This window comes from Pseudodesulfovibrio sp. 7M6, assembly GCF_050058625.1.
Taxonomy (GTDB): domain Bacteria; phylum Desulfobacterota; class Desulfovibrionia; order Desulfovibrionales; family Desulfovibrionaceae; genus Pseudodesulfovibrio; species Pseudodesulfovibrio salinus.
On sequence record NZ_CP188816.1, the window covers coordinates 1,400,167 to 1,425,283 of the forward strand.

Annotated in this window: 31 protein-coding genes; 22 read left to right on the forward strand and 9 right to left on the reverse strand. The window is 57.1% G+C overall.

The window, feature by feature from the left end:
- The first annotated feature begins 166 nt into the window (after positions 1-166).
- Genes ACI0FG_RS06610 through ACI0FG_RS06625 form a run of 4 tightly spaced genes read left to right on the forward strand, consistent with a single transcriptional unit; the run spans position 167 to position 2,929 of the window.
- Positions 167-781 carry a nitroreductase family protein gene (locus tag ACI0FG_RS06610; protein WP_419787755.1) on the forward strand — a complete coding sequence of 205 codons (615 nt, stop codon included), beginning with the start codon at positions 167-169 and terminating at the stop codon, positions 779-781.
- Positions 768-1,139, forward strand: a complete 372-nt coding sequence (gene rsfS / locus ACI0FG_RS06615) for a ribosome silencing factor (RefSeq protein WP_419787756.1) — start codon at positions 768-770, stop codon at positions 1,137-1,139. The genes ACI0FG_RS06610 and rsfS overlap by 14 nt, the downstream gene beginning before the upstream one ends.
- Before the next feature lie 13 nt (positions 1,140-1,152).
- On the forward strand, positions 1,153-2,682 hold the full coding sequence (gene gpmI, locus ACI0FG_RS06620; protein ID WP_419787757.1) for a 2,3-bisphosphoglycerate-independent phosphoglycerate mutase: 1,530 nt from the start codon (positions 1,153-1,155) through the stop codon (positions 2,680-2,682).
- A 4-nt stretch (positions 2,683-2,686) separates the two neighbouring features.
- Positions 2,687-2,929 (forward strand): hypothetical protein, encoded by a 243-nt coding sequence (locus ACI0FG_RS06625; RefSeq protein ID WP_419787758.1) that lies wholly within the window; start codon positions 2,687-2,689, stop codon positions 2,927-2,929.
- Between the two features lie 74 nt (positions 2,930-3,003).
- On the opposite strand, the gene ACI0FG_RS06630 is transcribed toward ACI0FG_RS06625, so the two are convergent.
- Genes ACI0FG_RS06630 through ACI0FG_RS06640 form a run of 3 tightly spaced genes read right to left on the reverse strand, consistent with a single transcriptional unit; the run spans position 3,004 to position 6,062 of the window.
- Positions 3,004-4,668 (reverse strand): nickel-dependent hydrogenase large subunit, encoded by a 1,665-nt coding sequence (locus ACI0FG_RS06630; protein WP_419787759.1) that lies wholly within the window; start codon positions 4,666-4,668, stop codon positions 3,004-3,006.
- A gap of 12 nt (positions 4,669-4,680) precedes the next feature.
- Entirely contained in the window at positions 4,681-5,646 is a 966-nt protein-coding gene (locus ACI0FG_RS06635) for a hydrogenase small subunit (RefSeq protein ID WP_419787760.1), read from the reverse strand.
- Positions 5,647-5,660: 14 nt separating this feature from the next.
- Complete coding sequence (locus tag ACI0FG_RS06640; protein ID WP_419787761.1) at positions 5,661-6,062, reverse strand: cytochrome c3 family protein; 402 nt, start codon at positions 6,060-6,062, stop codon at positions 5,661-5,663.
- 176 nt (positions 6,063-6,238) lie between these two features.
- Between ACI0FG_RS06640 and ACI0FG_RS06645 the strand changes: the two genes are divergently transcribed.
- A complete protein-coding gene (locus ACI0FG_RS06645; RefSeq protein WP_419787762.1) occupies positions 6,239-7,963 on the forward strand; it encodes a methyl-accepting chemotaxis protein in 1,725 nt (574 codons plus the stop codon).
- An 86-nt stretch (positions 7,964-8,049) separates the two neighbouring features.
- Here ACI0FG_RS06645 and ACI0FG_RS06650 read toward each other — a convergent pair whose 3' ends face one another.
- Together ACI0FG_RS06650 and ACI0FG_RS06655 are read right to left on the reverse strand one after the other, a co-directional pair.
- A complete protein-coding gene (locus ACI0FG_RS06650) occupies positions 8,050-8,949 on the reverse strand; it encodes a DMT family transporter (RefSeq protein ID WP_419787763.1) in 900 nt (299 codons plus the stop codon).
- Between the two features lie 2 nt (positions 8,950-8,951).
- The gene (locus ACI0FG_RS06655) at positions 8,952-9,608 is read right to left on the reverse strand and encodes a TIGR00730 family Rossman fold protein (RefSeq protein WP_419788367.1); all 657 of its coding nucleotides are present in this window, start codon (positions 9,606-9,608) and stop codon (positions 8,952-8,954) included.
- A 182-nt stretch (positions 9,609-9,790) separates the two neighbouring features.
- On the opposite strand from ACI0FG_RS06655, the gene ACI0FG_RS06660 reads away from it, so the two are divergent.
- The 4 genes from ACI0FG_RS06660 to miaA are packed head-to-tail and all read left to right on the forward strand — an operon-like array spanning position 9,791 to position 13,408.
- Positions 9,791-11,398: an MBL fold metallo-hydrolase RNA specificity domain-containing protein gene (locus ACI0FG_RS06660; RefSeq protein ID WP_419787764.1), complete on the forward strand. Its 1,608-nt coding sequence runs from the start codon at positions 9,791-9,793 to the stop codon at positions 11,396-11,398.
- A gap of 3 nt (positions 11,399-11,401) precedes the next feature.
- Positions 11,402-11,962, forward strand: coding sequence for a 16S rRNA (guanine(966)-N(2))-methyltransferase RsmD (gene rsmD, locus ACI0FG_RS06665; protein ID WP_419787765.1), 561 nt, complete (start codon positions 11,402-11,404; stop codon positions 11,960-11,962).
- Entirely contained in the window at positions 11,950-12,486 is a 537-nt protein-coding gene (coaD, locus tag ACI0FG_RS06670) for a pantetheine-phosphate adenylyltransferase (protein WP_419787766.1), read from the forward strand. The genes rsmD and coaD overlap by 13 nt, the downstream gene beginning before the upstream one ends.
- Entirely contained in the window at positions 12,473-13,408 is a 936-nt protein-coding gene (miaA, locus tag ACI0FG_RS06675; RefSeq protein ID WP_419787767.1) for a tRNA (adenosine(37)-N6)-dimethylallyltransferase MiaA, read from the forward strand. The genes coaD and miaA overlap by 14 nt, the downstream gene beginning before the upstream one ends.
- On the opposite strand, the gene ACI0FG_RS06680 is transcribed toward miaA, so the two are convergent.
- The gene (locus ACI0FG_RS06680) at positions 13,405-13,887 is read right to left on the reverse strand and encodes a SixA phosphatase family protein (protein ID WP_419787768.1); all 483 of its coding nucleotides are present in this window, start codon (positions 13,885-13,887) and stop codon (positions 13,405-13,407) included. The genes miaA and ACI0FG_RS06680 overlap by 4 nt on opposite strands.
- A gap of 151 nt (positions 13,888-14,038) precedes the next feature.
- Between ACI0FG_RS06680 and ACI0FG_RS06685 the strand changes: the two genes are divergently transcribed.
- The gene (locus ACI0FG_RS06685; protein WP_419787769.1) at positions 14,039-14,968 is read left to right on the forward strand and encodes a hypothetical protein; all 930 of its coding nucleotides are present in this window, start codon (positions 14,039-14,041) and stop codon (positions 14,966-14,968) included.
- Positions 14,961-15,869 carry a hypothetical protein gene (locus ACI0FG_RS06690; RefSeq protein WP_419787770.1) on the forward strand — a complete coding sequence of 303 codons (909 nt, stop codon included), beginning with the start codon at positions 14,961-14,963 and terminating at the stop codon, positions 15,867-15,869. The genes ACI0FG_RS06685 and ACI0FG_RS06690 overlap by 8 nt, the downstream gene beginning before the upstream one ends.
- A gap of 79 nt (positions 15,870-15,948) precedes the next feature.
- On the opposite strand, the gene tatA is transcribed toward ACI0FG_RS06690, so the two are convergent.
- Positions 15,949-16,143, reverse strand: a complete 195-nt coding sequence (gene tatA / locus ACI0FG_RS06695; RefSeq protein ID WP_419787771.1) for a twin-arginine translocase TatA/TatE family subunit — start codon at positions 16,141-16,143, stop codon at positions 15,949-15,951.
- Between the two features lie 201 nt (positions 16,144-16,344).
- Between tatA and ACI0FG_RS06700 the strand changes: the two genes are divergently transcribed.
- From ACI0FG_RS06700 to ACI0FG_RS06750, 11 genes are all read left to right on the forward strand, one after another.
- A complete protein-coding gene (locus ACI0FG_RS06700; RefSeq protein ID WP_419787772.1) occupies positions 16,345-16,728 on the forward strand; it encodes a hypothetical protein in 384 nt (127 codons plus the stop codon).
- Entirely contained in the window at positions 16,721-17,545 is an 825-nt protein-coding gene (locus tag ACI0FG_RS06705; RefSeq protein ID WP_419787773.1) for a hypothetical protein, read from the forward strand. Before ACI0FG_RS06700 ends, ACI0FG_RS06705 begins: the two co-directional genes overlap by 8 nt.
- Before the next feature lie 16 nt (positions 17,546-17,561).
- Positions 17,562-18,242: an HAD family hydrolase gene (locus ACI0FG_RS06710; RefSeq protein WP_419787774.1), complete on the forward strand. Its 681-nt coding sequence runs from the start codon at positions 17,562-17,564 to the stop codon at positions 18,240-18,242.
- A gap of 91 nt (positions 18,243-18,333) precedes the next feature.
- A complete protein-coding gene (locus tag ACI0FG_RS06715; RefSeq protein WP_419787775.1) occupies positions 18,334-18,651 on the forward strand; it encodes a YggT family protein in 318 nt (105 codons plus the stop codon).
- A gap of 18 nt (positions 18,652-18,669) precedes the next feature.
- Positions 18,670-19,176, forward strand: a complete 507-nt coding sequence (locus tag ACI0FG_RS06720; RefSeq protein WP_419787776.1) for a DivIVA domain-containing protein — start codon at positions 18,670-18,672, stop codon at positions 19,174-19,176.
- 60 nt (positions 19,177-19,236) lie between these two features.
- Positions 19,237-19,482: a DUF167 domain-containing protein gene (locus ACI0FG_RS06725; protein WP_419788368.1), complete on the forward strand. Its 246-nt coding sequence runs from the start codon at positions 19,237-19,239 to the stop codon at positions 19,480-19,482.
- 35 nt (positions 19,483-19,517) lie between these two features.
- On the forward strand, positions 19,518-19,748 hold the full coding sequence (locus ACI0FG_RS06730; protein WP_419787777.1) for a DUF465 domain-containing protein: 231 nt from the start codon (positions 19,518-19,520) through the stop codon (positions 19,746-19,748).
- Position 19,749: 1 nt separating this feature from the next.
- Positions 19,750-21,441: a biosynthetic-type acetolactate synthase large subunit gene (ilvB, locus tag ACI0FG_RS06735; RefSeq protein WP_419787778.1), complete on the forward strand. Its 1,692-nt coding sequence runs from the start codon at positions 19,750-19,752 to the stop codon at positions 21,439-21,441.
- Between the two features lie 12 nt (positions 21,442-21,453).
- Entirely contained in the window at positions 21,454-21,945 is a 492-nt protein-coding gene (ilvN, locus tag ACI0FG_RS06740; RefSeq protein ID WP_419787779.1) for an acetolactate synthase small subunit, read from the forward strand.
- Between the two features lie 118 nt (positions 21,946-22,063).
- On the forward strand, positions 22,064-23,053 hold the full coding sequence (ilvC, locus tag ACI0FG_RS06745) for a ketol-acid reductoisomerase (protein WP_419787780.1): 990 nt from the start codon (positions 22,064-22,066) through the stop codon (positions 23,051-23,053).
- Positions 23,054-23,184: 131 nt separating this feature from the next.
- Entirely contained in the window at positions 23,185-23,757 is a 573-nt protein-coding gene (locus tag ACI0FG_RS06750; RefSeq protein ID WP_419787781.1) for a DUF2179 domain-containing protein, read from the forward strand.
- A 66-nt stretch (positions 23,758-23,823) separates the two neighbouring features.
- Here the strand turns inward: ACI0FG_RS06750 and ACI0FG_RS06755 are convergent, their stop codons facing one another.
- Both ACI0FG_RS06755 and tsaA read right to left on the reverse strand, forming a co-directional pair.
- A complete protein-coding gene (locus ACI0FG_RS06755) occupies positions 23,824-24,687 on the reverse strand; it encodes an alpha/beta fold hydrolase (RefSeq protein ID WP_419788369.1) in 864 nt (287 codons plus the stop codon).
- Positions 24,687-25,097 carry a tRNA (N6-threonylcarbamoyladenosine(37)-N6)-methyltransferase TrmO gene (gene tsaA, locus ACI0FG_RS06760; protein WP_419787782.1) on the reverse strand — a complete coding sequence of 137 codons (411 nt, stop codon included), beginning with the start codon at positions 25,095-25,097 and terminating at the stop codon, positions 24,687-24,689. Before tsaA ends, ACI0FG_RS06755 begins: the two co-directional genes overlap by 1 nt.
- Between the last annotated feature and the right edge of the window lie 20 nt (positions 25,098-25,117).

Sequence of the window (25,117 nt, forward strand, 5' to 3'; positions counted from 1 at the left end):
TCTGCATAAAGAAGAAAAAGTAGTTGGTCGGTATGATTTGCATAAACAGCACGTTGCCTCATGTCCCGGCCTCAGTCAAGGGGTTTGAGGCCGAGGGCCGGAAGGTGGGCGCTTTGCATTCTCCGCCGAGTTCCTTTACAAATTGACCACGCAATATGGAGGCGAAATGAATTTCAAGGAATTGGTAAAGGCAAACAGGACACGGCGGGTCTTTGACGAGTCCAAGCCCCTGGATGCTGCTACGTTGACAGAGTTGGTGGATACGGCACGGTTCACCCCTTCGGCCAGAAATCTGCAACCCCTCAAATATGTTGTCACAGCCGATCCCCGTCAGTGCGCGGAGATTTTCCCCTTGCTGGGATGGGCCGGATATCTGAAGGACTGGAAGGGACCCGCAGAGGGCGAGCGCCCCACCGGCTATATTATCATTACATTGGATAATGACCTGACCGATGATCCCATGGGTGACCAGGGCATCGTCAGCCAGACCATCATGCTCGGCGCAGTGGAAAAGGGGTTGGGCGGCTGCATCATGGGTGCGATCAACCGGAAAAAGCTGGCTCAGGTATTGGCTTTGCCCGAGAATTTGCAAATCCTGCTGGTCCTTGCCCTGGGCGTCCCAGCCGAGAATGTTGTTGTGGAGCCGCTTCCCGCCGATGGAAAAATCGAGTATTGGCGCTCTGCGGATGGCACGCACCATGTTCCCAAACGGAGCCTGGATGAAGTGCTTGTGGCCAGTTACCCTAAAAAAAGCATAGCGGAATCGGATGAAGCAAAATAGCAAATACAGCCAGATAGCGGCTCTGGACAAGGCCCGGCTTGTTGCCGGATGGCTCGATGAGAAGCAGGCGGAAAACATCGTGATTATGAATGTGTCCGCCATGAGTTCGGTTACGGATATGACCGTGGTGGTTTCGGCTCGCGGCGTGAAACACGCCAAGGCCCTGGCCCAGAACATTCTTGAGCGGTCCGGCGAAGAAAACATAGAGTTTTTGCGTATGGAGGGCGAACGCTCGGGCGAATGGGTCCTGCTGGATATGAACGACGTTCTTGTCCACATCTTCCTGGATGAACTGCGCGATTTCTATAATCTCGAAGGCATGTGGGCCGAGGCGCCCCGCGTCGATATGGCCGGTTAGGCCGGAGAGCGGAATGGCCGAACCAAAGAAGACGCTCCTGCTGATACTGGACGGGTGGGGCATTGCCCCGGACGGCCCGGGCAACTGCGTGAAAAATGCCCCCACGCCGCATCTGGACCTGCTTATGGAATCGTATCCCCATACGCAATTGGCCTGTTCCGGGCGGGCCGTGGGGCTGCCCGACGGTTTTATGGGCAATTCCGAGGTGGGGCATATGAACATCGGTGGGGGCCGCGTCATTTATCAGGACATGACCCGTATCGACATGGCCATAGAGTCCGGTTCCCTGGCCGATAATCAGACGCTGAATGAACTCATCAAAAAGACCAAGGCCGGGAGCGGGAGACTGCACCTCATGGGGCTGGTCTCCGATGGGGGCGTGCACAGTCATCAGCGCCATTTGGACGCGCTTCTGGAGATGGCTGCCAAAGCCGAAGTGCCGGAGGTCTACGTACACGTCTTTCTGGATGGGCGGGATACGCCGCCTGCCAGCGGACGGGGGTATGTCGAAGCGCTCATGGCAACCATGGATCGATTGGGAGTTGGCAAGATAGCCACTATCTCCGGTCGGTTCTGGGCCATGGACCGAGACAAGCGATATGATCGGGTTGAACGTGCCTATCATGCCTTGGTCGATGGTGACGGCGTGAGCATGGCTGATCCCTTGCAGGGGATTCAGGCCTCTTACGATGCCGGTAAAGAAGACGAATTCGTTGAGCCTGGTGTGATTCAGGGCGTGGAAGGCCGCATCGGCGACGGTGACGGGCTGTTTTTCTTCAACTTCCGTGCGGATCGGGCGCGTGAAATCGGCCAGGCCCTCTTTGATAATGGATTTGATGGGTTCAAACGCAAGTCCGTGCCGAACCTGGCCTGCTTTGCCACCATGACCCAGTATGAGAGTTCCTTCCCCCTGCCCGTGGCCTTTCCGGCAGAGTCCTATGCGGACACTCTTGGCGAGGTGGCCTCGCGTCAGGGGTTGCGCCAACTGCGCATCGCCGAGACGGAAAAGTACGCACATGTCACCTACTTCCTTAACTGCGGGAGAGAAGAGCCCTTTGCGAACGAGGATCGGGTCATGATTCCCTCCCCGCGCGAGGTGGCAACTTATGACCTCAAGCCTCAGATGAGCGCCGAAGAAGTGACGGAAAATCTCATCCGTCGCCTGCCCGATTACGACCTGTGTGTCTGCAATCTGGCCAACCTCGACATGGTGGGCCATACCGGGATCATGGATGCGGCGAATCAGGCCTGCATCACCGTTGACAGTTGCGTCGAGCGAATTGTGGACGCCATGCTGGCCCAGGGAGGCCGGGTGCTGCTGACGGCGGATCACGGCAATGCCGAGCAGATGCTGGCGGCGGACGGCAGCCCCCACACGGCTCATTCCACCAATCCGGTCCCGTTGGTCTACATTGAGGAGGGCAACGGGAAGGCTGTGCTGGAAGAGGGTATTCTGGGCGACATAGCCCCGACCATTCTCGGCTTGTGGGGCATTGAGCAACCGGATTCCATGACCGGAAAAAATCTTATACACAAGGGGTAAGCCCGTGTCAGATATCAAGAAACCGTTGACTCCGGTCAAGCCGGTCGGGATGGAGTTGATTTTTTTATATCCGTGTCCGCATTGCAATCGGGAGGTCCCGCTCATCGCGCCCTCGCGTCCGGCCATGGCCCAGTGCGATGCCTGTCGGGAAAACTTCCCTATTGTTCCTGTGGATGATCGGACGATTCGCTACATGAAGCTGGTGCTTGCAGGCGGCAAGGCCGCTATTGATCCCGACTTTTTGTAAGCAGCGAGAAAAATTCCAAGCGAAAGCCGGGCGGATGTGATCCGCCCGGCTTTCGTTTTTATGGGATTGAATGGTTACAGGACGTTGAACTTTCGGATGGGGCTTCTCCTGTTGTCCACCACATGAACCGCGCAGGCGATGCAAGGGTCAAAGGAATGGATGGTCCGCAGGAGTTCCACGGGCCGGTCCAGATCAGGACAGGGGCAGCCGATGAGCGACTGCTCGGCCGCGCTCAGCTTGCCTGCCGCACAGCGGGGGCCGAGGTTCCAGGTGGAGGGCACCACGAGCTGGAAATTCTCGATCTTTCCGCCCTTGATCCGAATCCAGTGGGAGAGGCCGCCGCGGGTGACGCAACAGAAGCCGACGCCTTTGGCGGAATCCACCATCTTCCACTTCTTGTAGATGTCGGTGTCACCCTTCTTGATCCGCTTTTCCGTGTCGTCGATCCAACCCTTCATGCGGCGGCCGAGCAGAGTTGTTTCGACCACACGGCTGATCGTGCGCCCCATGGTGGAGAAGAGCTGTTCCTTTTTCATGCCGGATGCCTTGAAGAAGTTGTCCAGCATGGTCTTGGTTTCCTTTTCTCCTCGCCCATAGGCAATGGCGCGCCGGGCCAGAGGACCGGTTTCCATGGCTTCTCCCTTGTATCGGGGAGCCTTGGCCCAGGAGTACTTATCCTTGTCGTCGTAGCTGGTGTACATCGGTTCGGTCATGCCGTCGTAGGGCTGCCTGGCTTCGTCTCCCTTGTACCAGCTGCGGGCGACGTGTTCGTTGATCAGATTGCTGTCCAGCTTGTCGGTTTTCCCGAAGTCGTTCCCCCACAAGACTCCCGACTTGAAGAACGGGTCCTTTCCTGTTTCGGGATCGTGGAAGTCCGAGAAGTCCATGAAGTTGGATGTTTTTCCATAGTTGAGGGCTTCAGGATACTTTTGCGTCAGTATCAGGATGTCCGGCATCATGGCGTTTTCCACGAACTCCTGGGTCTTTTCCCAGATCTCGCGGAAGTGGGCGATGACTTCGGGGCGCAGGCTGTCGTAGCAGGTCACGCCGCCCACGACCATGGACTGGGCGTGGGGGTTCTTTCCGGCAAACAGGGCCATAGCCCGGGCGAGTTCCAGCTGGATGCGCAGCCCCTCGAAGTAATGGGACGCCAGAATGAGGTTCTCCTCCGGCGAGAGGCGATAGGCAGGGTTTCCGCCCAGGAAGTATGCGTTTTCCAGGAAGCCCAACTGGCCAGTCTTAACGAAGTCCTTTAACTTTTTCTGAATGATGTACAGGGTACCGGGATCATTGTCCCGGTCACTTGTTTTGGCCACAATGGAGGCCGCCTTTGCGGCATCGGCCTGTGTGGCAGCTGCCATGTCGATCCAGTCCAGCCCGTGCAGGTGATAGAAATGCACGAGATGGTCGTGGACGATGAGGGCGGACAGAATGAGGTGACGAATCAGCTGTGCCAGTGGGGTAACCTTGAGATTCAGGGCGTCCTCAATGGCCCGGATGCTGGTCAGGGCGTGGGTATTGGTGCACACGCCGCAGGTCCGCTGGGTAAAGAGGGGGGCATCCTCGGGCGGGCGGCCCTTGAGGATGGGTTCTATCCCGCGAAACAGCTGGGTGCTGACCCAGGCGTTTTTGACGTGGTCCTTATCCAGTTCGACCTCGATTTTGAGGTGCCCTTCGATGCGCGTTACCGGATCGACAATCAGTCGTTTCCCGGTGGTATGCTTTGCGGTTTGACTCATATGGGTCGCCTCCTAGCGCTTGGGGCCGTCTTCGATGGGGTGGAAGAACGGAGAATAGTCGTCCCAGAAGTTGGGTTCGCTGCATCCGATGCAGGGAGCACCCGCCTTGACCGGCCAGTTCACCTGATTGAACATCTCCGTTGGGCAGTTGTTGTAGGTGTATGGCCCCTTGCAGCCAAGCTGGTACAGACACCATCCCTTCTTGGCTTCCGGGCTGTCGAAGCTCATGGCGAACTCGCCCTTGTTGAAGTGCGGTTGCCTGGGGCAGTGATCGTGTACCGTGTGGCCGTAGAAGATCTTGGGGCGGTTCCAGCTGTCGAGTGCGGGCATTCCCTTGGTCAGCAGATGCACCACCGTACCCACGAAGTTCATGGGATTGGGCGGACAGCCTGAGATGTTGATCGCATTGACGCCCACGGCTGCGAGAGCGTCGTTGACACCCTTGGCCTGGGAGAGGTTCGGCTTGGCCGCCTGCACGCCGCCGAAACAGGCACAGGAACCCATGGCGATAGTCGCTTTTGCCTTGGAGGCTACGCGGGCGCAGATCTGAAACATGGTTTCGCCGCCGACCTTGCCGTACTCGCCACCATGGTAGGTGGGGATGGCGCCTTCGATGACACATACATACCCCTCGGGATTGCCCAGCGCCTTTTCCAGGGCTGCATGGGCGGCGGTTCCGGCTGCGGCCATGATGGTCTCACAATAGTCGAGGGAAATGGTATTCATAATGATTTCATCGAAATAGGGCTGGTAGGCGCGGAGCAGACCTTCCGTGCAGCCGGTGCACTCGGCACAGTGCAGGTAGACAACGGAAGGACGTTTCTTGGCGGTCAGGGCCTCGGCAATATCCGGTACCATGGCTGGTCCCATGCCGAGAAAAGTGGCCATCACGCCGCAGAATTTCATGAATTCCCGCCGCGAAGGCTTTTGCTCTCCAGTCATCATTTTCAAGGATTCAAGTTGGTTGGAATTAGACATGACTTCCTCCTTGGCTACTTGGGCCTGTGGCAGGCCGAGGTGCAACCCACCGGGTTCTTTCCGCCTCTGCTGCGCATTTGGGTGTGGCACCCCAGGCAGCTGGGCGGACCATCCGTGTGCCATGCCCGGAAGAAGCCGGTCTTTTCTTTGGGATTGGGGTCGGAGTGGCATTGCCTGCAACCGACGAACTCGCCCAAAGTCTTGTCCGTTTCCTTGTGATGACATTTTTTGCAGGGGACCCTCAGGGCATGGAAGCCGTGAGGGAAGGTGACCTTGCCGATCCATTGTCCAAGTTTCGGGTTGTTGTCCGGCCTCTCCAGAACGATCACGTTCGGCACATCATAGGCCAGCGCCACCGAAACCCAGACCACGGCAACCAGCGCCGCGACTGCCAATATCAGTGATTTGTGCAACATGGCTCCTCCGTCTCAAGAGTGGTTTTCGCACAGATACAACCCTACGTTAAAACGAGGGGTTGAATATTATTATTTCAGCTTTGGCGTAATTGAGGTGTCGTGATTTCGTTATGCCTTGGCCCCGCAATTGCTAGGGAAAGCCTTGAAAAAAACGTATTGCGTAACGGGGAATTTGAATGAAGCGTACAAAGAAGGCGTATCTGGCGGGATACATGACATTTCTTGTGGGGATGCTGTCCTGTTGGCTGGATGCGGGGACAGCTGCCGCTGCGGCCGATGATATGACAATTGTGTCACCGGCTGGTGGGGGCGGAGGGATGTGGATCGTCGGAGGGCTTGCCATTGTGGCGGGTGTCGCTGCTGTCGCTCTCGGCATAATCCTGGTCAGGATAAATAATAAAAATAAGTTGTTGGTAACCTTTTTGGAAGCAACTGTTTCCGGGGATCGCACCGCTGTTCTGCCTTCCGGCGAGTTGAACAATTTTGGTAAGATCGCGCGTTATATAAACCAGATTGTCAAAGACCTTAATGAGTTGGATGAAAAGTTTAAAAACAGCGAAAATGTGGCCTGTGAAGCGGATAAAAAGGCATCTTTGGCGTTGGCGCAGGCGGAAGAGGCACGCGCAAAGGGAGAACTGGCCCGTTGCCATGGTTTGCTCTCCGCAGCCGAAACCCTGGACGTATCCGTTGAGGGGATTCGGGAAGCCACGGCCAGCCTGAGCGTTTCCTCGGACAAGGCCAGGAGTGGAGCCTCGGACCAGCAGCGCTATCTTGGCGAGGCGGTCTCGGCTCTCGAAGAAATGAATGCGGCTGTGGCCGAAACCGCATCCAATGCGGAAGCGGCTGCTGGTGACGCCGAACATGCCCGGGAATTTGCCAGCAACGGCGCGGAGGTCGTTTCCCGCACCGTGGATTCCATTACGTCCGTTTCCGGGAATTCCCGGGCTCTGGTGGACCGGGTAGCCGCTCTCGGTAGCCGGGCCGAGGATGTGGGCAGAATCATGGGCGTTATTTCCGACATTGCGGATCAGACCAACCTGCTTGCCCTTAATGCGGCCATTGAGGCCGCCAGGGCCGGTGATGCCGGTCGGGGGTTTGCCGTTGTTGCCGATGAAGTGCGCAAGCTGGCTGAAAAAACCATGGAGGCTACGCGTGATGTCGGCGTTGCCATCGAGGGAATCCAGCAGCAGGTGGGCCGGACCATCGATGGTGTCAGTGAAATGGCCGACCTGGCCGATTCCGCAGCGGAGCTGGCCAATGAATCGGGTTCCGCCTTGCAACAGATTGTGGAAGTTTCCGGCAGTAGCGCGGAACGCATTCGTTCCATTGCCTCGGCCGCATCGCAGCAGTCCGTGGCAAGTGAAGAAGTGACGCGGACCATGACCGCAGTCCACGAAATTTCAAATGAAACGGGCAGGGGGATGGAAGAGGCTGCCATAGCCACGCAGACGTTGTCCGAACGTGTCGGCGATCTGACCACCATGACTGGTGTTTTCCGTCTGGTGGGCAGTGGTCGGGTGCAGGAGGTCATAGGGGCCCTTGCCGCCTCGGCCGATGTGCTTTCCCACGAACGGGAACGCCAGGAAAAGGCGATGCGGCACGTGCTCAAGCAAAATGACTTTCTGGAACTGCTTTACATCACCAATGCGCAGGGGCGGCAGACCGTCAGCAATATCGGAGGCAAGGTCACGGGCTTTGCCGAGGACCGGGAGGCCTTTGGGGCGGATTGGTCAACGCGTCCGTGGTTTACCGGTGTGGTTGAGAACCGCAACTTCTACATCTCCGATGTCTATGAATCCTCAGCATCGGGCGAGAACTGCATCACCGTGTCCGGACCTGTCTTTGATCGTGCCGGGACATTGCAGGGTGTGGTTGCCGCTGACGTTCGAGTGGCAGTCTAAAACCGAATCGTTTCAATCCAATAAAAAACGGGGAAGGTCTGTGCCTTCCCCGTTTTTTTGTTTGTCAGGGTAAGAGGATCGCTTCGTTATTGTTTGCTGCCTTTGTACTGCATGATGACATTGCCGGCTACGATGAAAGCGAGTCCGATGATCGTGGCCGGAATGATCGTCTCACCGGCAATAAAGTGGATGAACACCAGAGAGAGGAAGGGAGAGAGGAATATCAGGTTGGCGACCCTTGCTGTGCCGCCGCCGTCGGGCAGGGCGGCGTGCTTCATGGCCGAGAGCCAGAGGGCGAAGGTCACTCCCATTTCAAAGACCCCCACATAGCCTCCACCCAGCAGAGCCGGTAGGCTCGGGGCTGGCAGCTCGGAAAAAATGCAGGTGGCTATCGCGATGGGTGGCAAGGCAAAGAGAAAATTGAGGAAGAGTCCTACAACCGGATCAAGCGTGCTGCGTGTGTTGAGAATCCAGTAGAGGGCCCAGAGGATGGTGCTGCCCAAGGCCAAGGCCACACCGAGAGGGTCGGAAAAATGGAGACCGAGCAAATCGCCATGTGTGGAGATGACCAGCACTCCGAAATAGCTGACCAGTATTGCCACAAGGTCCCTGCCGCACAGCTTTTGTCCCAGGAGCGGAACAGAGAGCAGGGAAAGGGTGATGGCCCAGGTGTAGTTGAGCGGCTGGGCCTCCTGGGCGGGCAGCAGGGCGTAGGACTTGAACAGGATGATGTAGTAGAGAAAGGGATTGATGATCCCGGCCAGGGCACTGAGGCGCAGGGCCTTGCCTCTCACGCGGAACGCCTCCCGCAGCTTGCCTTGGACGAGCAGGATAATGCCCAGTGCCAGGAGGGAAAAGGCTGCGGCAACCAGTAGGAGTTGTAGCGGATCAAGGTGGCGCAGGGAGAGTTTGAAAGCCGAGGCCACGGTGGACCAGATGCCCACCGCGGCCAGGCCGTGAGTCAGCGCCTTGCTGCGATTGTTCACGTTTAGATTACGATGTGACGTTTGATGTGTGCAACGCCCTCGGCCGGGTCGTCGGTAACGAAAAAGAGGTCGAGATCGCCCGGCTTGATGAATTCGTTGGTGAGCAGTTGATCCTTGAACCAGTCCACCAGTCCACCCCAGAACTCCGATCCGAAAAGGACGATGGGGAAAGGCTTGATGCGATGGGTCTGAATCAGGACGAGCGCTTCCGCAAGTTCATCGAGGGTGCCGAAGCCGCCGGGCAGAGCCACGTACGCCAGGGCGTATTTGATGAACATCAGCTTGCGGATGAAGAAATAGCGGAAGTCGCAGCTGACGTTCAGGTATGGGTTCTTGTGCTGTTCCAGCGGCAGATGAATGTGCAGGCCGATGGATTCTCCATCGGCTTCGAAGGCTCCCTTGTTGCCGGCCTCCATGAGACCTGGACCGCCGCCGGTAATGACGGAGAAGCCTGCTTTGGAAAGTTCGCCCGCGAATTCAACCGTCTGCTGGTAGAGTGGATTTTCCGGTGCGACTCTGGCTGATCCGAACATGGAGACGGCCGGGCCGATCTCGGCCAACGTTTCGAAACCATCGACGATTTCAGCCATGATCTTGAAGAGTCGCCAGGACTCGTGCATGGAAAGGTCGTCGATGAGGTACTGCTTCGAACGATTGATCATGAACACTCCTTGTGACTTGTCCCGGCGTTTCGCCGGTTGCCTGATGGCGGATAATGAGGCATATTTACACCGCAGTGGAACGAGTTTCGCTGCGCGCAACTGTCCCATTACAACGATTTTTTCCCTTTCGGAAGAGGAATGTCGGAACCATTCCCAGATGGGGATGCAAGAGGAACCGGATGAAAATTACATTCATGGGAGCGGCCCGCACCGTGAGCGGCTCTTGTTATATGGTCGAGTGTGGCGGCAAACGGTTTGCCATTGATTGCGGCTTGCATCAGGGCAATGCGGAGATTGAAAAGCGCAACTGGAATTTCGATGCCTACGATGCAAAGAAAATTGATTTTATCCTGATAACACACGCACATATCGACCATACCGGCTTGCTGCCAGCTCTGGTGGCCAAAGGCTTCAGGCAGCCGGTGTACTGCACGGCTCCCACCCGGGATCTCGTGGAGATCATGCTGCTGGACAGTGCGCACATTCAGGAAATGGAAGCCGAGTGGGCCAACCGCAAGCGGCAGCGTACGGGAAATCAGCTTGAACAGGCTCTTTACACCGTGCCCGATGCGGAAAAGACCATTCCGTTGCTGGCGACAGTCGATTACGACAGCGTATTTGAGCCTGCGCCGGGTATTCGTGTCCGGTTCAAGAATGCCGGACATATTCTGGGCTCGGCCTTCATCGAGCTGGAGTATCAGGAGGACGGCAAGTGGACCCGGCTGGTCTTTTCCGGTGACCTGGGCCGTCCCGAGCAACTCATTGTGGAAGATCCCGATGAGATGAGCCATGCGGACTATGTCTTCCTGGAATCCACATATGGTAACCGGAACCATCCCGATGCGGAGCACAGCCTGGACGAACTGGCCAAGGCCATCGAGTACAGCTATGGCAAAGGGGAAAAGGTTGTCATTCCCGCCTTTGCCGTGGAGCGCTCCCAGCAGATCATCTACAGCCTTTTCCTGTTGCGCAAGCAGGGGCGTTTGCCGGAGGATATGCCTGTCTATCTGGACAGCCCGCTGGCGATCAGGGCCACGGAAATATTCCGCAAGCACCCTGAGTTCTACGACAAGCAGAGCCAGGAACTCATCAAGAACGGCGAGCATCCGCTGGATTTGCCGAACCTGCATTTTACCGAGACCAGGGAACAGTCCCAGGCCATCAACGAATCCAAGGGGCCTGCCATCGTCATTTCGGCCAGCGGCATGGCCAATGCCGGACGCATCAAGCACCATCTGCGGCACAATTTGTGGCGGCCGGGTGCCAGCGTCATCTTTGTCGGCTGGCAGGGCGTGGGAACGCCTGGACGGCGCATCCTGAACGGGGCAAAGAAGATTCGCCTGTTCGGTGAGGAGATCGTCATTGCCGCCAAGATTTTCACGATCAACGGTTTTTCCGGCCATGCGGACAAGGACGATCTGCTCAAATGGTTGGAAAGTATGCGTGGGCGCCCGGTCCAGATCATTCTGGTCCATGGCGAGGCGGAAGTGCAAAAGGATTTTGCCGATCTTATCACTGAGCGGTTCGGGTTCAAGGTCCATATTCCGGAATACCTGGAGGAGCTGGAACTGGAGCCGGGTGTCTCTTTCCAGCCCGTGGTGGATATGGAAAAGGCGCGGCCGCATGTCGACTGGAGTTTCCTGCTGCAGGACTCCGAGCATCTGTATACCGAATTGAAAAAACGGGTGGCGAACATGGAAAACCGCCCCTGGGTGGACCAGGTGGATATTCGGGATCGGTTGCTGGCCGTGAACCGCCAGATCGTGGAACTCATTTCCGAGATATAGATCATGCGAGTAGTTGGCGGAGAATTGAAGGGCCGGACCATCAAGACCTGCGAAGGTCCGGGGTACCGGCCCGCCACCATGAAGGTGCGCGAGTCTGTCTTTTCCATGCTCCAGGCCCGTGGAGTGGATTTCGACTCGGCGCGGGTCATCGATCTGTTCGCAGGGAGCGGCAGCCTTGGTATAGAATGCCTGAGCCGTGGAGTGCCTGAAGCCTGGTTTGTGGAAAAGGCGAACAAGGCGGCTGCTCTGATTCGGGAGAATCTCAAGACCCTGAGCGTAGACCGCAAACGGTTTCGGGTTGTTCCCAAGGACTTGTTCTCGGTGTTGAACACACCGCCGCAAGCCCCGTTCGATCTGCTTTTTATCGACCCTCCCTATGGGAAGGGATTGCTTGCGCCGGCACTTGAATTGGCGTTGAATAAAGGCTGGGCGGCCGAAGGCGGATTGATTGTGGCCGAGGTGGAGACCTCGGTACGACCGCCCGAGGAAGGCCCTTTGTCCGAACTTGAACTGTTAACAGACCGTGAATACGGTCAAACCAGGATTATCGTATGGCGGAATTGAACCCTCGGCTTGCAGTCTATCCCGGCACCTTCGATCCGTTGACCATGGGGCATGTCAGCCTCATACGGCGTGGACTCAGGGTGTTCGACAAAGTTATTCTCGCCATAGCCGAATCCACGCCGAAGAAGACGCTCTTTACCATTGGGGAGAGGGTGGCGCTGGCCAAGGAAGTCTTCCGGGACGATGCCAACATCATCGTCGATCCCTTCAACTCGTTGCTCATTGATTATGTGAACGAAAAGGGGGCCGGGTCTGTCCTGCGTGGGCTGCGCGCCGTATCCGACTTCGAGTACGAATTTCAGATGGCGCTGATGAACCGTAAGCTGGACTGCGAGATCCAGACGGTTTTCATGATTACGGACTTCAAGTGGATGTACCTTAGCTCGACCATCGTCAAGGAAGTCGCCATGTATGGCGGCGATATCTGCGGCCTTGTTCCCGGCCCTGTGGTCAAGGCCCTGCACATCAAGTATGGCACCGGCTATGGATGCGGCGACAAACACGGGCACAATGAAAAGAAGTAAACCGCCCATCGTCTGTCTGCTTGGTCCGACCGGCACGGGAAAGACCGCTGCGGCAATCGCCGTGTCCCGTCGTATTCCCGCGAGTGTGGTCAATTTTGATTCCCGGCAGGTTTATCGGGATTTTCCGATCATTACGGCCCAGCCCGATGCGGAAGAACGGGCGGCGTGTCCCCATCTTCTGTACGGCTTTTTGCCTACAGAAGAAAAGATGAGTGCGGCCCGGTTTGTGGAACTGGCTGTGGAGAAGATAGAGGCAGTGCGCGAGGAAGGGCGTTTGCCGATCCTTGTTGGCGGAACCGGACTTTATTTGCGCTCTCTTCTCAGTGGCATAGCGCCCATTCCGGAAATTCCGGCTGACGTTCGGGAACAGGTGCAGGAGCGGATCAGGCGGGAAGGCCCGCAGGCTCTTCATGCCGAATTGGTCGAGAACGATCCCAAATATGCCGCCGTCATCCACCCCAATGACACGCAGCGAAATGCCAGGGCTGCGGAAGTGTTTCTTGCAACCGGCAAAACCATGAGCTGGTGGCATGAAAACGGCGAGCATACACCAGCGCCGTATGATGCGTTGAAGATCGGCATGAGCATCACCCTGGAAGCTCTGGAGCCGCACCTTGCCCGGCGCATTGATGCCATGCTGACCGCCGGGGCGCTCGAAGAGGCCGAGGCCGCCCGCACCCGTTGCCCGGATGCGCAGGCTCCGGGATGGACCGGCATCGGCTGTGCCGAGTTGCTGGCCTATCTGAACGAGGGCTTGTCCCTGGACGAGGCCAAGTGGCGATGGATTAAAAATACCCGTTCGTATGCCAAGCGGCAGATCACCTGGTTCCGCAAGGAAGAGGATATCCGTTGGTTTTCACCTGGGGAAAATGAAGCCGTCGCCGATTGCGTCGTTTCCTGGCTGAACGGCCGGGAGGATTAGCCTGCCATCAGCGCCAGTTGTGTCGGGTTGAGATACCAGTTCAAGATCCCGTTTCCTTTTTCCGGCAGGTCTATCTGCATCAGGCCGGCGTTTTCAATGCGGATTGCCAGGCCGGTCCCTCCGGTCAGCAAGGTTGAAGCGACCTTGGCCAGTGAAGGCAGATGGCCTGTAATCAGTACACTGTCCAGCCCTTCGTACTCTCTGATAAAGTCAATGGTTGCCTGCGGAGTGGCCATCGCTTTGACAGCCTCTGTCTCCTGTATGCGCGACACGGGATAGCCGGTGGCCTTGGACATGATCTCGGCAGTCTGTCTTGACCGGACCTTGGGGCTTGCCAGCACCAGCTCAAAGCTGAGGCCGAGCATGGCCGCGGCACGAGCCGTCTTCTCCGCAGCCTCACGGCCTACAGGACTCAGGGGTTGACGGGGGTCCAGTTCTTCGGGAAGGCAGACGCCGTGTTGCATCAGGTGTATCAGCATGGTTACTCCATTTAGTCTGGGATGTTCGAGGCTACCACCCGGCGCAGCGGGGTGCAAGCCGCTTGCGGAAAAGCGGCAAGCGGGGTACATGCGAGGTTGTTTTTTCAACGCCCGCCGTACGCGGGACCGCACGCAAGGACAGAACTCACCTATGCTTATTCGCAAATTCTTATTGACCCTGACGTTGCTTCTGGCCGTTTCGGCCTCGGCATACGCTTTTCAGGGATATGTGCAACCTGTGGGGCAGGGCGGCACCATAGCCTGGGGCAATGGCGAGCTTGCCGTAGCCCGGCTTCTCGGGGCTTCGGCCGATGGCGAGACCCAGGCCGGGGCCATCGCAGTCCGCAAGGCCGTATCCGGTGCCCGCAAGCAATTGCTGGACATGATTTTGGGCATTCGCATCGACGCCCGAAGCACGGTTGGCACCTTCCTCTCCGAGGATGACGACCTTGGTGCCAGGGTCCGAGGCGTGGTTCAGAATTCCCCCCTCAATCGACCTGCCCTCTATGCCGAGGGTGGCGAGGTGCGAGTCTCGGAATCACTGCGGGGCAAGCTTGCCGAATTTGTTTTGCCCACCACCATCCAATTCCAGAGCGGCATTCCGCCAAAGCTTTCCACATCCATGGAACAGAGCTTTTCTTATGAAGAGAACGAGCCCGAGCCGGTGGGCGCTGGGGGCGGCGGATACACCGGTGTGGTCGTGGACGCGCGCGGCCTGAGTGTCACCCCGGCCCTAACTCCGGTCATTTATGGTCAGGACGGGCTTGGGGTCTACGGTGCGTTTTTGGTCAGTCGCCAGAATGCCATCGACAAGGGCGTGGCCGCCTATTCGGCTACCGCCGATCCCTCCCTGCTCAAGGAGCGGGTGGGCCAGCATCCGCTGGTCGTCAAGGCTGTCAGCGCCTATGGTTCCTGGCGGACCGATCTGATTATTTCAACCGCCATGGCACGTCTGGTTCGGGCTGTCATGCGTTCGGCCGATGCCGTGGGCAACTGTCGGTTGGTCATAGTTCTGGACCCGCCCGCGCAACCGGAGGAGACTCCGGCGGAAGTTCCTGCCGAGGAGGGCGGTAATGCGTAAAGTCTTAATCTCTTTTATATCGTTGGTGCTAGTATCCTCTCTCTGGTGCGCTGCCGCCGGAGCTGCCGAGGTACGGGTTTTCAAACCCATGGAAGAGGGCGTTTCAGCCATGCAGCTGCGGGCATCGGCCATGGCCGAAGGCTTTGCGCAGGCCGTGCTGGATGCGTCCGAGAACATGCTGCCGGGCAAACTGGATGAAGCCCGTGTGGAATATTTCAAGGAATATCTCACAGACCGGGCCGAACCCTATATTATGGGGTACAAGGTGCTTTCAACCGAGTCTTCCGAGGCTGGGCTGATTCTGAACCTGGACGTTACCGTCAACAAGCAGGCACTTCGTCAGGGGCTCAAAGGGTTGGGGCTGATGACAACCGCTGTTCGACCTGTTCCCGCCTCGGTGGCACTGCCTGCCGATCTGGACGGGGAGACGCTTGTGCTAATGCAGCATCTGGAAGTGTTGAGCGGGTTGCAGGTCGCGGACGAAGGTCTGCCCCGGTTCACGCTGGAACGTGCCCGTGAGAAGGATGTTTATCGCGGACGTCTAGAGACAAAGGAACGGGAATGGACATCCGTCGGCAAGGATATCCCCGGACTTTGGTACAAGTTATGGTCGCATTATTTCATTCGTGAGGAGGAGGCCGAGGCTCGCGCCGAGGAACATTCACTTTCCGTTACCGGATGGTTCACGCCTGATGCCGTGCTTGAGTTTGACAGAGTTTTGCGGGGGTGGGATTCCTCTGTTCAGGATGTTCAGTTGGAGGACATGGATATGCAGTCCACCGGAGTGGGAGCGACATGGACGTTCCGGCTTTTGAACGGAGATCGACTGGCGTCTCGCTTGCAGGCCTTTCTGCCACAAAGGGGACTGAGCTACAAGATTGCCGGATTGTCCGCAAAGTGATTCGGAATTGGCACAAAAGCCAAAAAAAAGCGCCGACTGCATGCAGTCGGCGCTTTTTTTTCTCGTTTACCCGAAAGACTTAGTCTTCCTTCTTCTCTTCGTTTTCCTTTTTGGGGGTAACGTCGATTTCTTGGGGCTCGCTGCTGGCCTTCTTGAAATTGCTGATGGCTTGTCCGATGCCGCCGCCGATTTCCGGCAGCTTCTTGGCACCGAATATGACTAGCACGATGACGAGAATAATCAAAAGTTCCCAGATGCCAAATCCGCCGATCATGTATAGCCTCCAATAATAAACGTCTTGAGTGATGAGTTGACTTTGCCTATACACCCGGCCCCAAGGCAGGTCAAGGATATGCAGCTGTTACCCGACAGGTGTGGCCGCGGCCGGGGCGGGACGTTATCCCTTTACAATCATTGGGTGGGACTATACATCTTCCAAAAGCTTCGGGAGCTGTCCCGGACGTACGGAAACACCATGGCCGAGATCGCGAGACTGCCCGGAGAAGGGTGCCGACATTTTCAGTGCGGGCGCTGCCTGTACGAGGAACACCTCAATCCGGGATATGATGCCGGATATCGGTGTGATGTGCTGGAGCACTGGGCCGATGCCTACGAAGCGTTTTTGGTCAGGGCCGAAAGTTTTCGGGTGGAGCCGGATGCCGTTCCCGAACTTTGGGCCCTTCAGTTTCAGCGGCTGGCGAGAAAGACTTTTCGTTGCGAGCGATTTGAATACGATGCGGAGGCCGGGGCCCCGGCCTGCCTGCATGTCGCTGAGAGCCTGTGCCTGCTGTGCCTGCCGGTTTGCGAGGGACGCTGCCGACATTACCACGGAGCGCCGGCGACGGTAGAGAATGAGTGAAATCAAGGAGTCGTCCATGCTGTTGGCCTTTCCCTACATGCATACCTATCTGTTTCCCGAAGACCTCGTTTCCCTGGTTTGTTTTTTTGATCCCGGCATGACCGACGAGCCGGACCCGGAAGGGTTCAGGCCCAAGGATCTTCCGCTGGACGCCAAGACGGCAACCGCGCTCATCAATGACTCCATCCGTTTTGGAGAACAGTTCAAGGACCCGGGCGAAATGGCATACTACGGTGCCGTTAGCGCCGACGACTATTACGAGGGTTCGTCCATGTCCATCCAGGCGCAGCTCATGCGCCAGTTTGCGGACAACAATGGGGATAAGGACGAGCGGGAGGCCCGTGAGGCCAAAGCCAAGGCGCAGTTTGTCCTTTTGCTGGCCTGGTATTTCGAGGAACGGATGCTGGAGCTTCAGGGGTTGGAGGAGACCGTCAAGAACGCCTGGTCCGCCATGGATAAGGGGCTGGGCGTGGAAGACGACGACCGCCTTGAAGCCGGGGTTGTCGCCCTTGGCGAGGCCGAAAGCCACACCGGCGGCGTATCGGACGGCCAGGAGGTCCAACTGCCGTGGCAGCGGATCGTCGAGGCCTTGCCTGCCTTTATCTCCCGGGACGATGTCCTGGTGTGCGTGGACAACGAAATTTATTCATTATGGGAGGACCGGGATATCGCGTTCTCCCCGGCCGATGAAAAACTCGGCCTGCCTGCCGGTACGGTCGTGGCCACGCAGCCTGCCTGGCGGTTTTCCGGACGCCGCAGAGCGCCTGAAAAATTACCCCTGGCCCTGCGCGAAGTGACCATGGCGGTAATTCGTTAAACTTTTTGGAGGCTGAATGGTCATAGCCAATCCTTTGATGGACCCCCGCCTGGTGGAGGGGGTCCGCGCGGTCGTTTTTGATTGCGACGGCGTTCTCATTGATTCGTATGACGCGAATATGCGTTATTACAGCGAAATAAAAGAAAAGCTCGGCCTGCCGCCGCTGACTCCGAGTGAAAAGCTGTACGTTCACAGTCGAACCCATGCCGAAGCCCTGCACTATCTTGCGCCTACGGATGAAATGTACGAGAGGGCGTGGGACATTGTTCGGAGTTTCGACGATTCCAAGCTGACGTGCCACCTGAAGCGATCCGAAGGGGTGCGCGAGTTCTTGGAGTGGCTGCGCTCGGCCGGTTTTTTCCTCGCGGTCAATACCAGCCGGACCTTCATGGAGAATATCCTGCGCATGATGGATTTGGAGGGTTTTTTCCGGCCTGTGATAACCGCTAATCTGACCACCCATCCCAAACCGTCCTCGGAAGGGCTTTTCCGGATCATGGAAGAGCTTGGCGTTGCCCCGGATGAACTGGCCTACATTGGTGACACAAAGGTGGACGAGAAGGCTGCCGAAGGGGCAGGCGTCCGCTTTTGGGCACACCGCGCCCCAACGTTGCGGGCCGAAGTGCACATCAATAATTTTTGGGACATTCGCGGGGTCATGCAACGTTGCTATAAAGAGCGGGGCAAAGCGTTTTAGGGCTTGATTCTTACTACCCTGTGTGCGAAATTGTGGGCAATTGACACTATACCATGCGGACTGATGTCAGGTCCGCAATTCTGGAGGATTCATGGGTTTTCTTGGGACATTGGTCCAGGCGGCTGCTTTCGTTATCGACGCTGTTCTTTCCATTTATTTCTGGATTGTCATTATCTCTGCGTTGCTTTCCTGGGTTAATCCCGATCCCTACAACCCCATCGTTCGTTTTCTGCGCGGGGTGACCGAGCCGGTTTTCTACCGCATTCGCCGGTGGATTCCCTTTGCTGTGGTGGGCGGGTTCGACCTGTCTCCCATCGTGGTCCTTCTTGCCATCCAGGTGTGCAAGATTGTCGTGGTGCAGAACCTCGGCTATCTGGCCATGTCCTTGCGCAGTTCCGGCATGATGTAGACGGATTAGGAGGGTACTATGGCAACAGTGTCCAAAATCGATCTTCTCAACAAACAATTTTCACGGCGCATGTTCGGCTATTCGCGCCTGGAGGTCGACCAGTTCATGTTGGAACTGGCCGATGCTTTGGGTGAGGCTGCCGACAATCAGAAAGCGCTGCGCCGAAAGATCAAACAACTGGAACTTTCGGTCAAGGAATACCGCCAGCGAGACGAGACTCTGCGGGACACGCTGATGAGCACGCAGAAAATGGTGGATGACCTCAAGGTCGCAGCCGGAAAGGAAGCGCAGCTCATCATTGACGAGGCGCGGTCCAAAGCGGACGGAATGGTTCAGCAGGGCCACAACCGGTTGGCTCAGGTCCATGAAGAGGTCGAAGGGCTCAAGCGACAGCGCACCCGTTTCGAGGTCCAACTGAAGGGGTTGATCAAATCCCATCTGGAAATGTTGGAGATGCCGGATCCTGAAAGGGAGAAGGTGGAAGAGCTGGAAGCGAAAGTTAAATACCTGAAAAAGGTTGACTAAGGCGGTTGTTGCCATATCTCTCAACCAGAATTTGTCAGCAGGAGTGAGCAGGGATGGCGTCTGGCCGTCTGGGTTCAGCCGGGCGCCCGAAAAACGGAGGTCGCCGGGGTGTACCAGGAATGTGTCAGAGTACGTCTCGCTGCCCCTGCGGTCGACAACAAGGCCAACAAGGCGCTTGTGGCCTATGTCGCCGACCTTTTGCGATTGAAGAAAAACCAGGTTTCCATAGCGCGTGGGCACGCCAGCAGGAAAAAACACCTGGTCATAGTGAGTGCGGCTGAGCCCGATTGGCGGGTGTTCCAGTAGGAGGACAGCCGGTAAACTTAACAAAGGAGCGGGACATGGAATCCGATGACATCAAACTCATTGAGAAGTACGGGACCGAAGATGTTCAGTTGAAGTCCCTGTGGGATCAACATGTTACGTATGAAAAAATGTTGGAAAAGCTTGAGTCCAAGAGCTTCCTGTCGCCCACCGAAATGCAGGAGATGAAGGAACTCAAGAAGAAAAAGCTGGCAGGCAAGACCACCTTGCAGACCCTGCTGGATAAATATCGGTCCATGGAGGCGTAGTATGAAATTGACCGGGGCCCAGATACTCCTCAAGTGTCTGGAGAAGGAAGGGGTTGATGTTATGTTCGGTTTCCCGGGTGGAGCCGTGATTGACATCTATGACGAAATACCGAGATCCTCCGTCGAGCACATTCTAGTGCGCCACGAACAGGGCGCCATTCACGCTGCCGACGGTTATGCCCGCGCCACAGGGCGGGTAGGGGTCTGCCTAGTCACCTCCGGCCCCGGCGCGACGAATACCGTTACTGGTATCGCCACGGCCTACGCCGATTCCATTCCGGTGGTCATTTTTACCGGCCAGGTGCCCCGCGCTCTGATCGGAAACGATGCCTTCCAGGAAGTGGACATTGTCGGCATTACCCGGCCGTGTACCAAGCACAATTATCTTGTCCAGGACATCAAGGACCTGGCCAAGACCATCAAGCAGGCCTTTTATCTGGCTCGCTCTGGTCGGCCGGGTCCTGTCCTGGTGGATTTGCCGAAGGACATACAGACTCAGATTACCGAGTTTGAATACCCGGACAAGGTGGATATGCGCAGCTACAAGCCTACGAGCAAGCCGCACATCGGCCAGATCCGCAAGGTTGTCAAACTGCTCAAGGAAGCCAAACGGCCGTTGATATACTCCGGCGGTGGCGTCATCACCTCTGGCAGCCACGAGGAATTGACCTGGCTGGCCCGGACCCTGAGCATTCCGGTTACTTCCACACTCATGGGCCTTGGAGCCTTTCCCGGTGATGACGAGCTGTCTCTGGGAATGCTCGGTATGCACGGTACCTATGCCGCCAATATGGCGGTGAATAATTGCGATCTGCTGCTGGCGGCCGGTGCGCGGTTTGATGACCGTGTGACCGGGAAACTGGCAACCTTCGCTCCCCGGGCTACCATCGTTCATATCGATGTGGACCCGACTTCCATTCAGAAGAACGTCTCCGTCCATGTGCCGCTTGTGGCCGACTGCAAACACGCCTTGGCGGCCCTCAAAAAGGAGACCAAGTCCACACTGGAGGAGTTCGACTGGAAGAGCGACCACAAGCCGTGGGTTGATCAGGTGCAGAAGTGGGCTAGGGAACATCCGTTGACCTACAAGGACACCGAAGGCACCATCAAACCGCAGTATGTTGTGGAAAAAATTTATGAATTGACCAAAGGTGATGCAATTATCGCCACCGAAGTGGGCCAGAACCAGATGTGGGCTGCCCAGTTCTACAAATACACCAAGCCCAATACGTTGCTGACTTCCGGCGGCCTGGGTACCATGGGATACGGCTTCCCGGCCGCCATGGGCGCACAGCGGGCCTTTCCGGACAAGCTGGTGATCGATATCGCCGGTGACGGTTCCATCCAGATGTGCATTCAGGAGATGATGACCGTTGTCTGCAACAAGTTGCCCGTGAAGATCGTCATCCTCAATAACGGCTATCTCGGCATGGTCCGGCAGTGGCAGGAATTGTTCTATGAAAAGAACTATTGCGAAACCTGCATGGATGCCCAGCCCGATTTCGTCAAGCTGGCCGAGGCCTACGGGGCCGTTGGCTACCGCGTGACCGAAAAGAAGGATGTGGAAAAGACTTTGCGCGAAGCATTTGCGGTGGACAAGCCTGTCATCGTGGACATTCGGGTGGAAAAGGAAGAGAACGTCTACCCGATGGTGCCTGCCGGTGCCTCGTTGACCGAGATGTTGTTGGTGTAGGAGGCCGGGAACATGAACAAACACACACTTTCCGTTACGGTCGAGAACGAGCCGGGTGTTTTGTCCCGTGTGGCGGGGCTTTTCAGCGGGCGCGGTTTCAATATCTATTCCTTGAACGTGGCGCCGACCCTTGAAAAGGGCGTCTCTCAGATGACCATTGTCGCCGAGGGGGATGATGCCATAGTAGAGCAGATCGTCAAACAGCTCCGCAAGTTGATCCCGACCATCAAAGTCAAGGATTTGACCGAGTTGAAGTCGGTGGAGCGGGAGATGGTTCTGTTGAAGGTCAATGCCGAGGATTCCCGAAGGGCCGAGGTACTGCGAATTGTTGACATCTTCCGTTGCAAGGTTGTAGACGTGAGCCCGGACGAAGTGACCGTGGAGGTCACAGGCGATCAAGGCAAGATAGGTGCGCTTATCAATCTGTTGACCCGATTCGGGATCAAGGAGATTGCGCGTACCGGGAACGTCGCCATGCAGCGTTCCATGCAGATCGACATTTAATTCTTAGTAATCAGGCAATGTCCCGGACCCGGGGTGCAAGCCCTCGGTCCGGGCTTTCGCGTGTTGACATATGTGCTAATGACAGCCCAAGTGGCTTAAAATATCAGGAGTAAATCCCATGAAAGTGTATTATGAGAATGATGCGGACCTGAGTCTGTTGAAGGACAAGGTTGTGGCCGTTGTCGGTTACGGCAGCCAGGGCCACGCTCATGCCCAGAACCTGCGTGATTCCGGCGTGAACGTCATCGTAGCTCAGCGTCCTGGCGGACCCAACTTTGATCTGGCCAAGGAGCACGGCTTCGAGCCCATGTCCGTAGCCGAGGCTGCCCGCAAGGCCGACCTGATCATGATTCTGCTGCCTGACCAGTATCAGGCCGAGGTCTTTGCCAACGAAATTCTCCCGTACCTGCAGGAAGGCAACATCATTGCCTTCGGCCATGGTTTCAATATCCACTTCCAGCAGATTGTTCCTCCCAAGGGCGTGGACTGCGTCATGATCGCCCCCAAGGGGCCGGGCCATCTGGTTCGTCGTACCTTCACCGAAGGCGGCGGCGTGCCCTGCCTGGTCGCTGTCGAGGCCGACGCTTCCGGCAAGGCCACCGAGATCGCTCTGGCCTACGCCAAGGGCATCGGCGGCACCCGCTCCGGTGTCATCAAGACTACCTTCAAGGAAGAGACCGAGACCGACCTGTTCGGTGAGCAGGCCGTGCTTTGCGGTGGCCTGACCGCCCTGTGCAAGGCTGGTTTCGATACCCTGGTGGAAGCTGGCTACCAGCCGGAGATGGCTTACTTCGAGTGCCTGCACGAGATGAAGCTGATTGTCGACTTGATGTACGAGGGCGGCATGGCCAACATGCGGTACTCCATCTCCGAGACCGCCGAGTACGGCGACTACGTCACCGGCCCCCGCATCATCACCGACGAGACTCGTGCGGAAATGCGCCGCGTGCTGCATGACATTCAGTCCGGCAAGTTTGCCCGTGACTTCATCCTGGACAACAAGGCCGGTCAGGTCGGTCTGAAGACCCTGCGCCGCAACAATGCCGAGACCCAGGTCGAGGAAGTGGGCGGCCGCCTGCGCCAGATGATGAGCTGGCTCAAGAAGTAGCCTGATTCATTACGGAAAAAATAAGGGCGGTTTCGTAACGAAACCGCCTTTTTTTTGTGCGAAAAAAAGGCTTGACCCAATGTCATATCGCCCTTACTTCTGCACCCGATTTCACCTGTGGAGGGATGGCGATGCCTGTGGATACCTTGCTTTTGGGCATAGTGATATTTTTTGTCGAGCTTATGTCTCTGACCATCGGGACCGTGCGTACCGTAATTACGGTACTCGGTGAATCCCGCATGGCCTTTGTGCTGGGCTGTCTGGAAATGACCCTTTGGGTCTTCGGCACCTCGGCCGTGATGCTCAAGGTGGGCGAGGAGCCCTTTTTGGGTGTCTGTTATGCCATCGGATTTGCCGGAGGCAATGTTACCGGCATTATGGTCGAGAAGAAGATGGCCCTCGGCAACGTCGTTGTTCGGATCATCAGTTCCCGCTTCGGAGCAGCCATCGCCAACGCGGTGCGTCAGGCCGGCTACGGCATCACCACTGTGGCCGGAGAAGGCTGCGAAGGCCCGGTCACCGTCCAGTTCGTGGTGTGCAAGCGCAAGGATATGAAGCAGATGCTCGCTGTCGCGCGTGAGGCTGACCCTGAACTGTTCTATACCTTCGAAACCGCTGGCGGTGCCAGCGTTGTCCATAGCCCCAGCGGCAGCCGTGTAAACAGGTTGCTCGGGCCTATCCGACGGCTTGTGCCGCAGTTCTGATCTTGAAAAGCCCGGTTCGGATGAGCCGGGCTTTTTTATTCCTGAAATTGGGGACGATGCCTGTTTTTACGGCAGGGCTGCGAGAAAGGAAGAAAGCTCCATGTTGAACAGCTCCGGCTCTTCGTAAAAAGGAAGGTGTCCACTGTGCTCCATGGAAATCAGGTGCGCGCCGGGGATCGCCCCCGCTACGAACCGGCCAGGAGAGTTGGCGGTGCGAAGACGTCGTGTCTGGCCGTATACGGCGAGGCAGGGCAGGGTTATTGTCGGCAGTATCGGGGTGTAGTCCCGCCGGACATAGTCTCTGTAAAGTTCCGTCAGGGCCTTTGTATCCGCAGCCATGTGCTGGTTCAGCATCCAATGCAGGGCGTGCAGAGGGGCCTTGCAGGATAGAAACATGCCGTCAATAAAACGTTTGCCGTAATCTTGACGGTTGTCGGCGAGCCTGCGCAGGTCTTTCTCCATAGCGGTGTCGTCATTGTCTCTGAAGCGATGGATATTCCAACGCGCCGAGGAAAAGGGAAAAGGGCAGGATTCCACCAGTCCCATGGCTGCCAGTCGGTCGGCGCCGAAGCTGCGGAAATATTCCAGGATCACAGCTCCCCCCATGGACCAGCCGATCAGCATGACTCCATTCAGGGAAAGTCCTTCCAGAATATTATGTAAGTCCTGAGCCAGCCTCGTTATGGTGAAATCTCGACTGACTGCGTTGGAACGTGCGTGCCCGCGCAGATCAAGGGCTATCAGCTGAAAATGGTCGGCCAGGGGAATCTGGCGCCGCCAGAAGGTTGCTCCCGCGCCCCAGCCATGTATCAGGAGCAGCGGACGCCCGGTGCCGTGGACATCAACCCACAGCCGGGCGCCGTCATCTGCTGTAATCCATCCACCTACATGATCATCGCCACGGGTTTCCGTGGCCTCAAAACAATCCATCAAGCCTTGCGTTCCTTTTTCCGTGGTTTGATGTCGATAACTGGCGTGCCATCAATGGCTTCCAGCGGCTCCACAATGAGGGTGGCCGGAGCTTCCAGAGCCACCACGGTTACCTGATGCAGCCCGATGGGGTTGGGCCGATTGGGCGAACGGGTGGTGAAAACGCCGCGCAGTGGAGAATTCGGGTTGCCGCGGGGGTGTACCTGGAGAACCTCTCGGGGCGACTTGTGAAACCAGGTCAGCAAATCCAGCTGGGCTCCTGGCTTCATGGTGTAGAGGCCGTCGGCAAAAGACGGGTCCAGTTCGATCCTGGCCCGAACCGCGCCGGGCTCGTCTTCCATTTTGGGAGCGCTGTTGCGGTTCTTGATGGAAGAGCGAACGTAGCCGAGAATAGTGAGTTCCTTATCCATGGTACCTCTCCTTTGGGGGC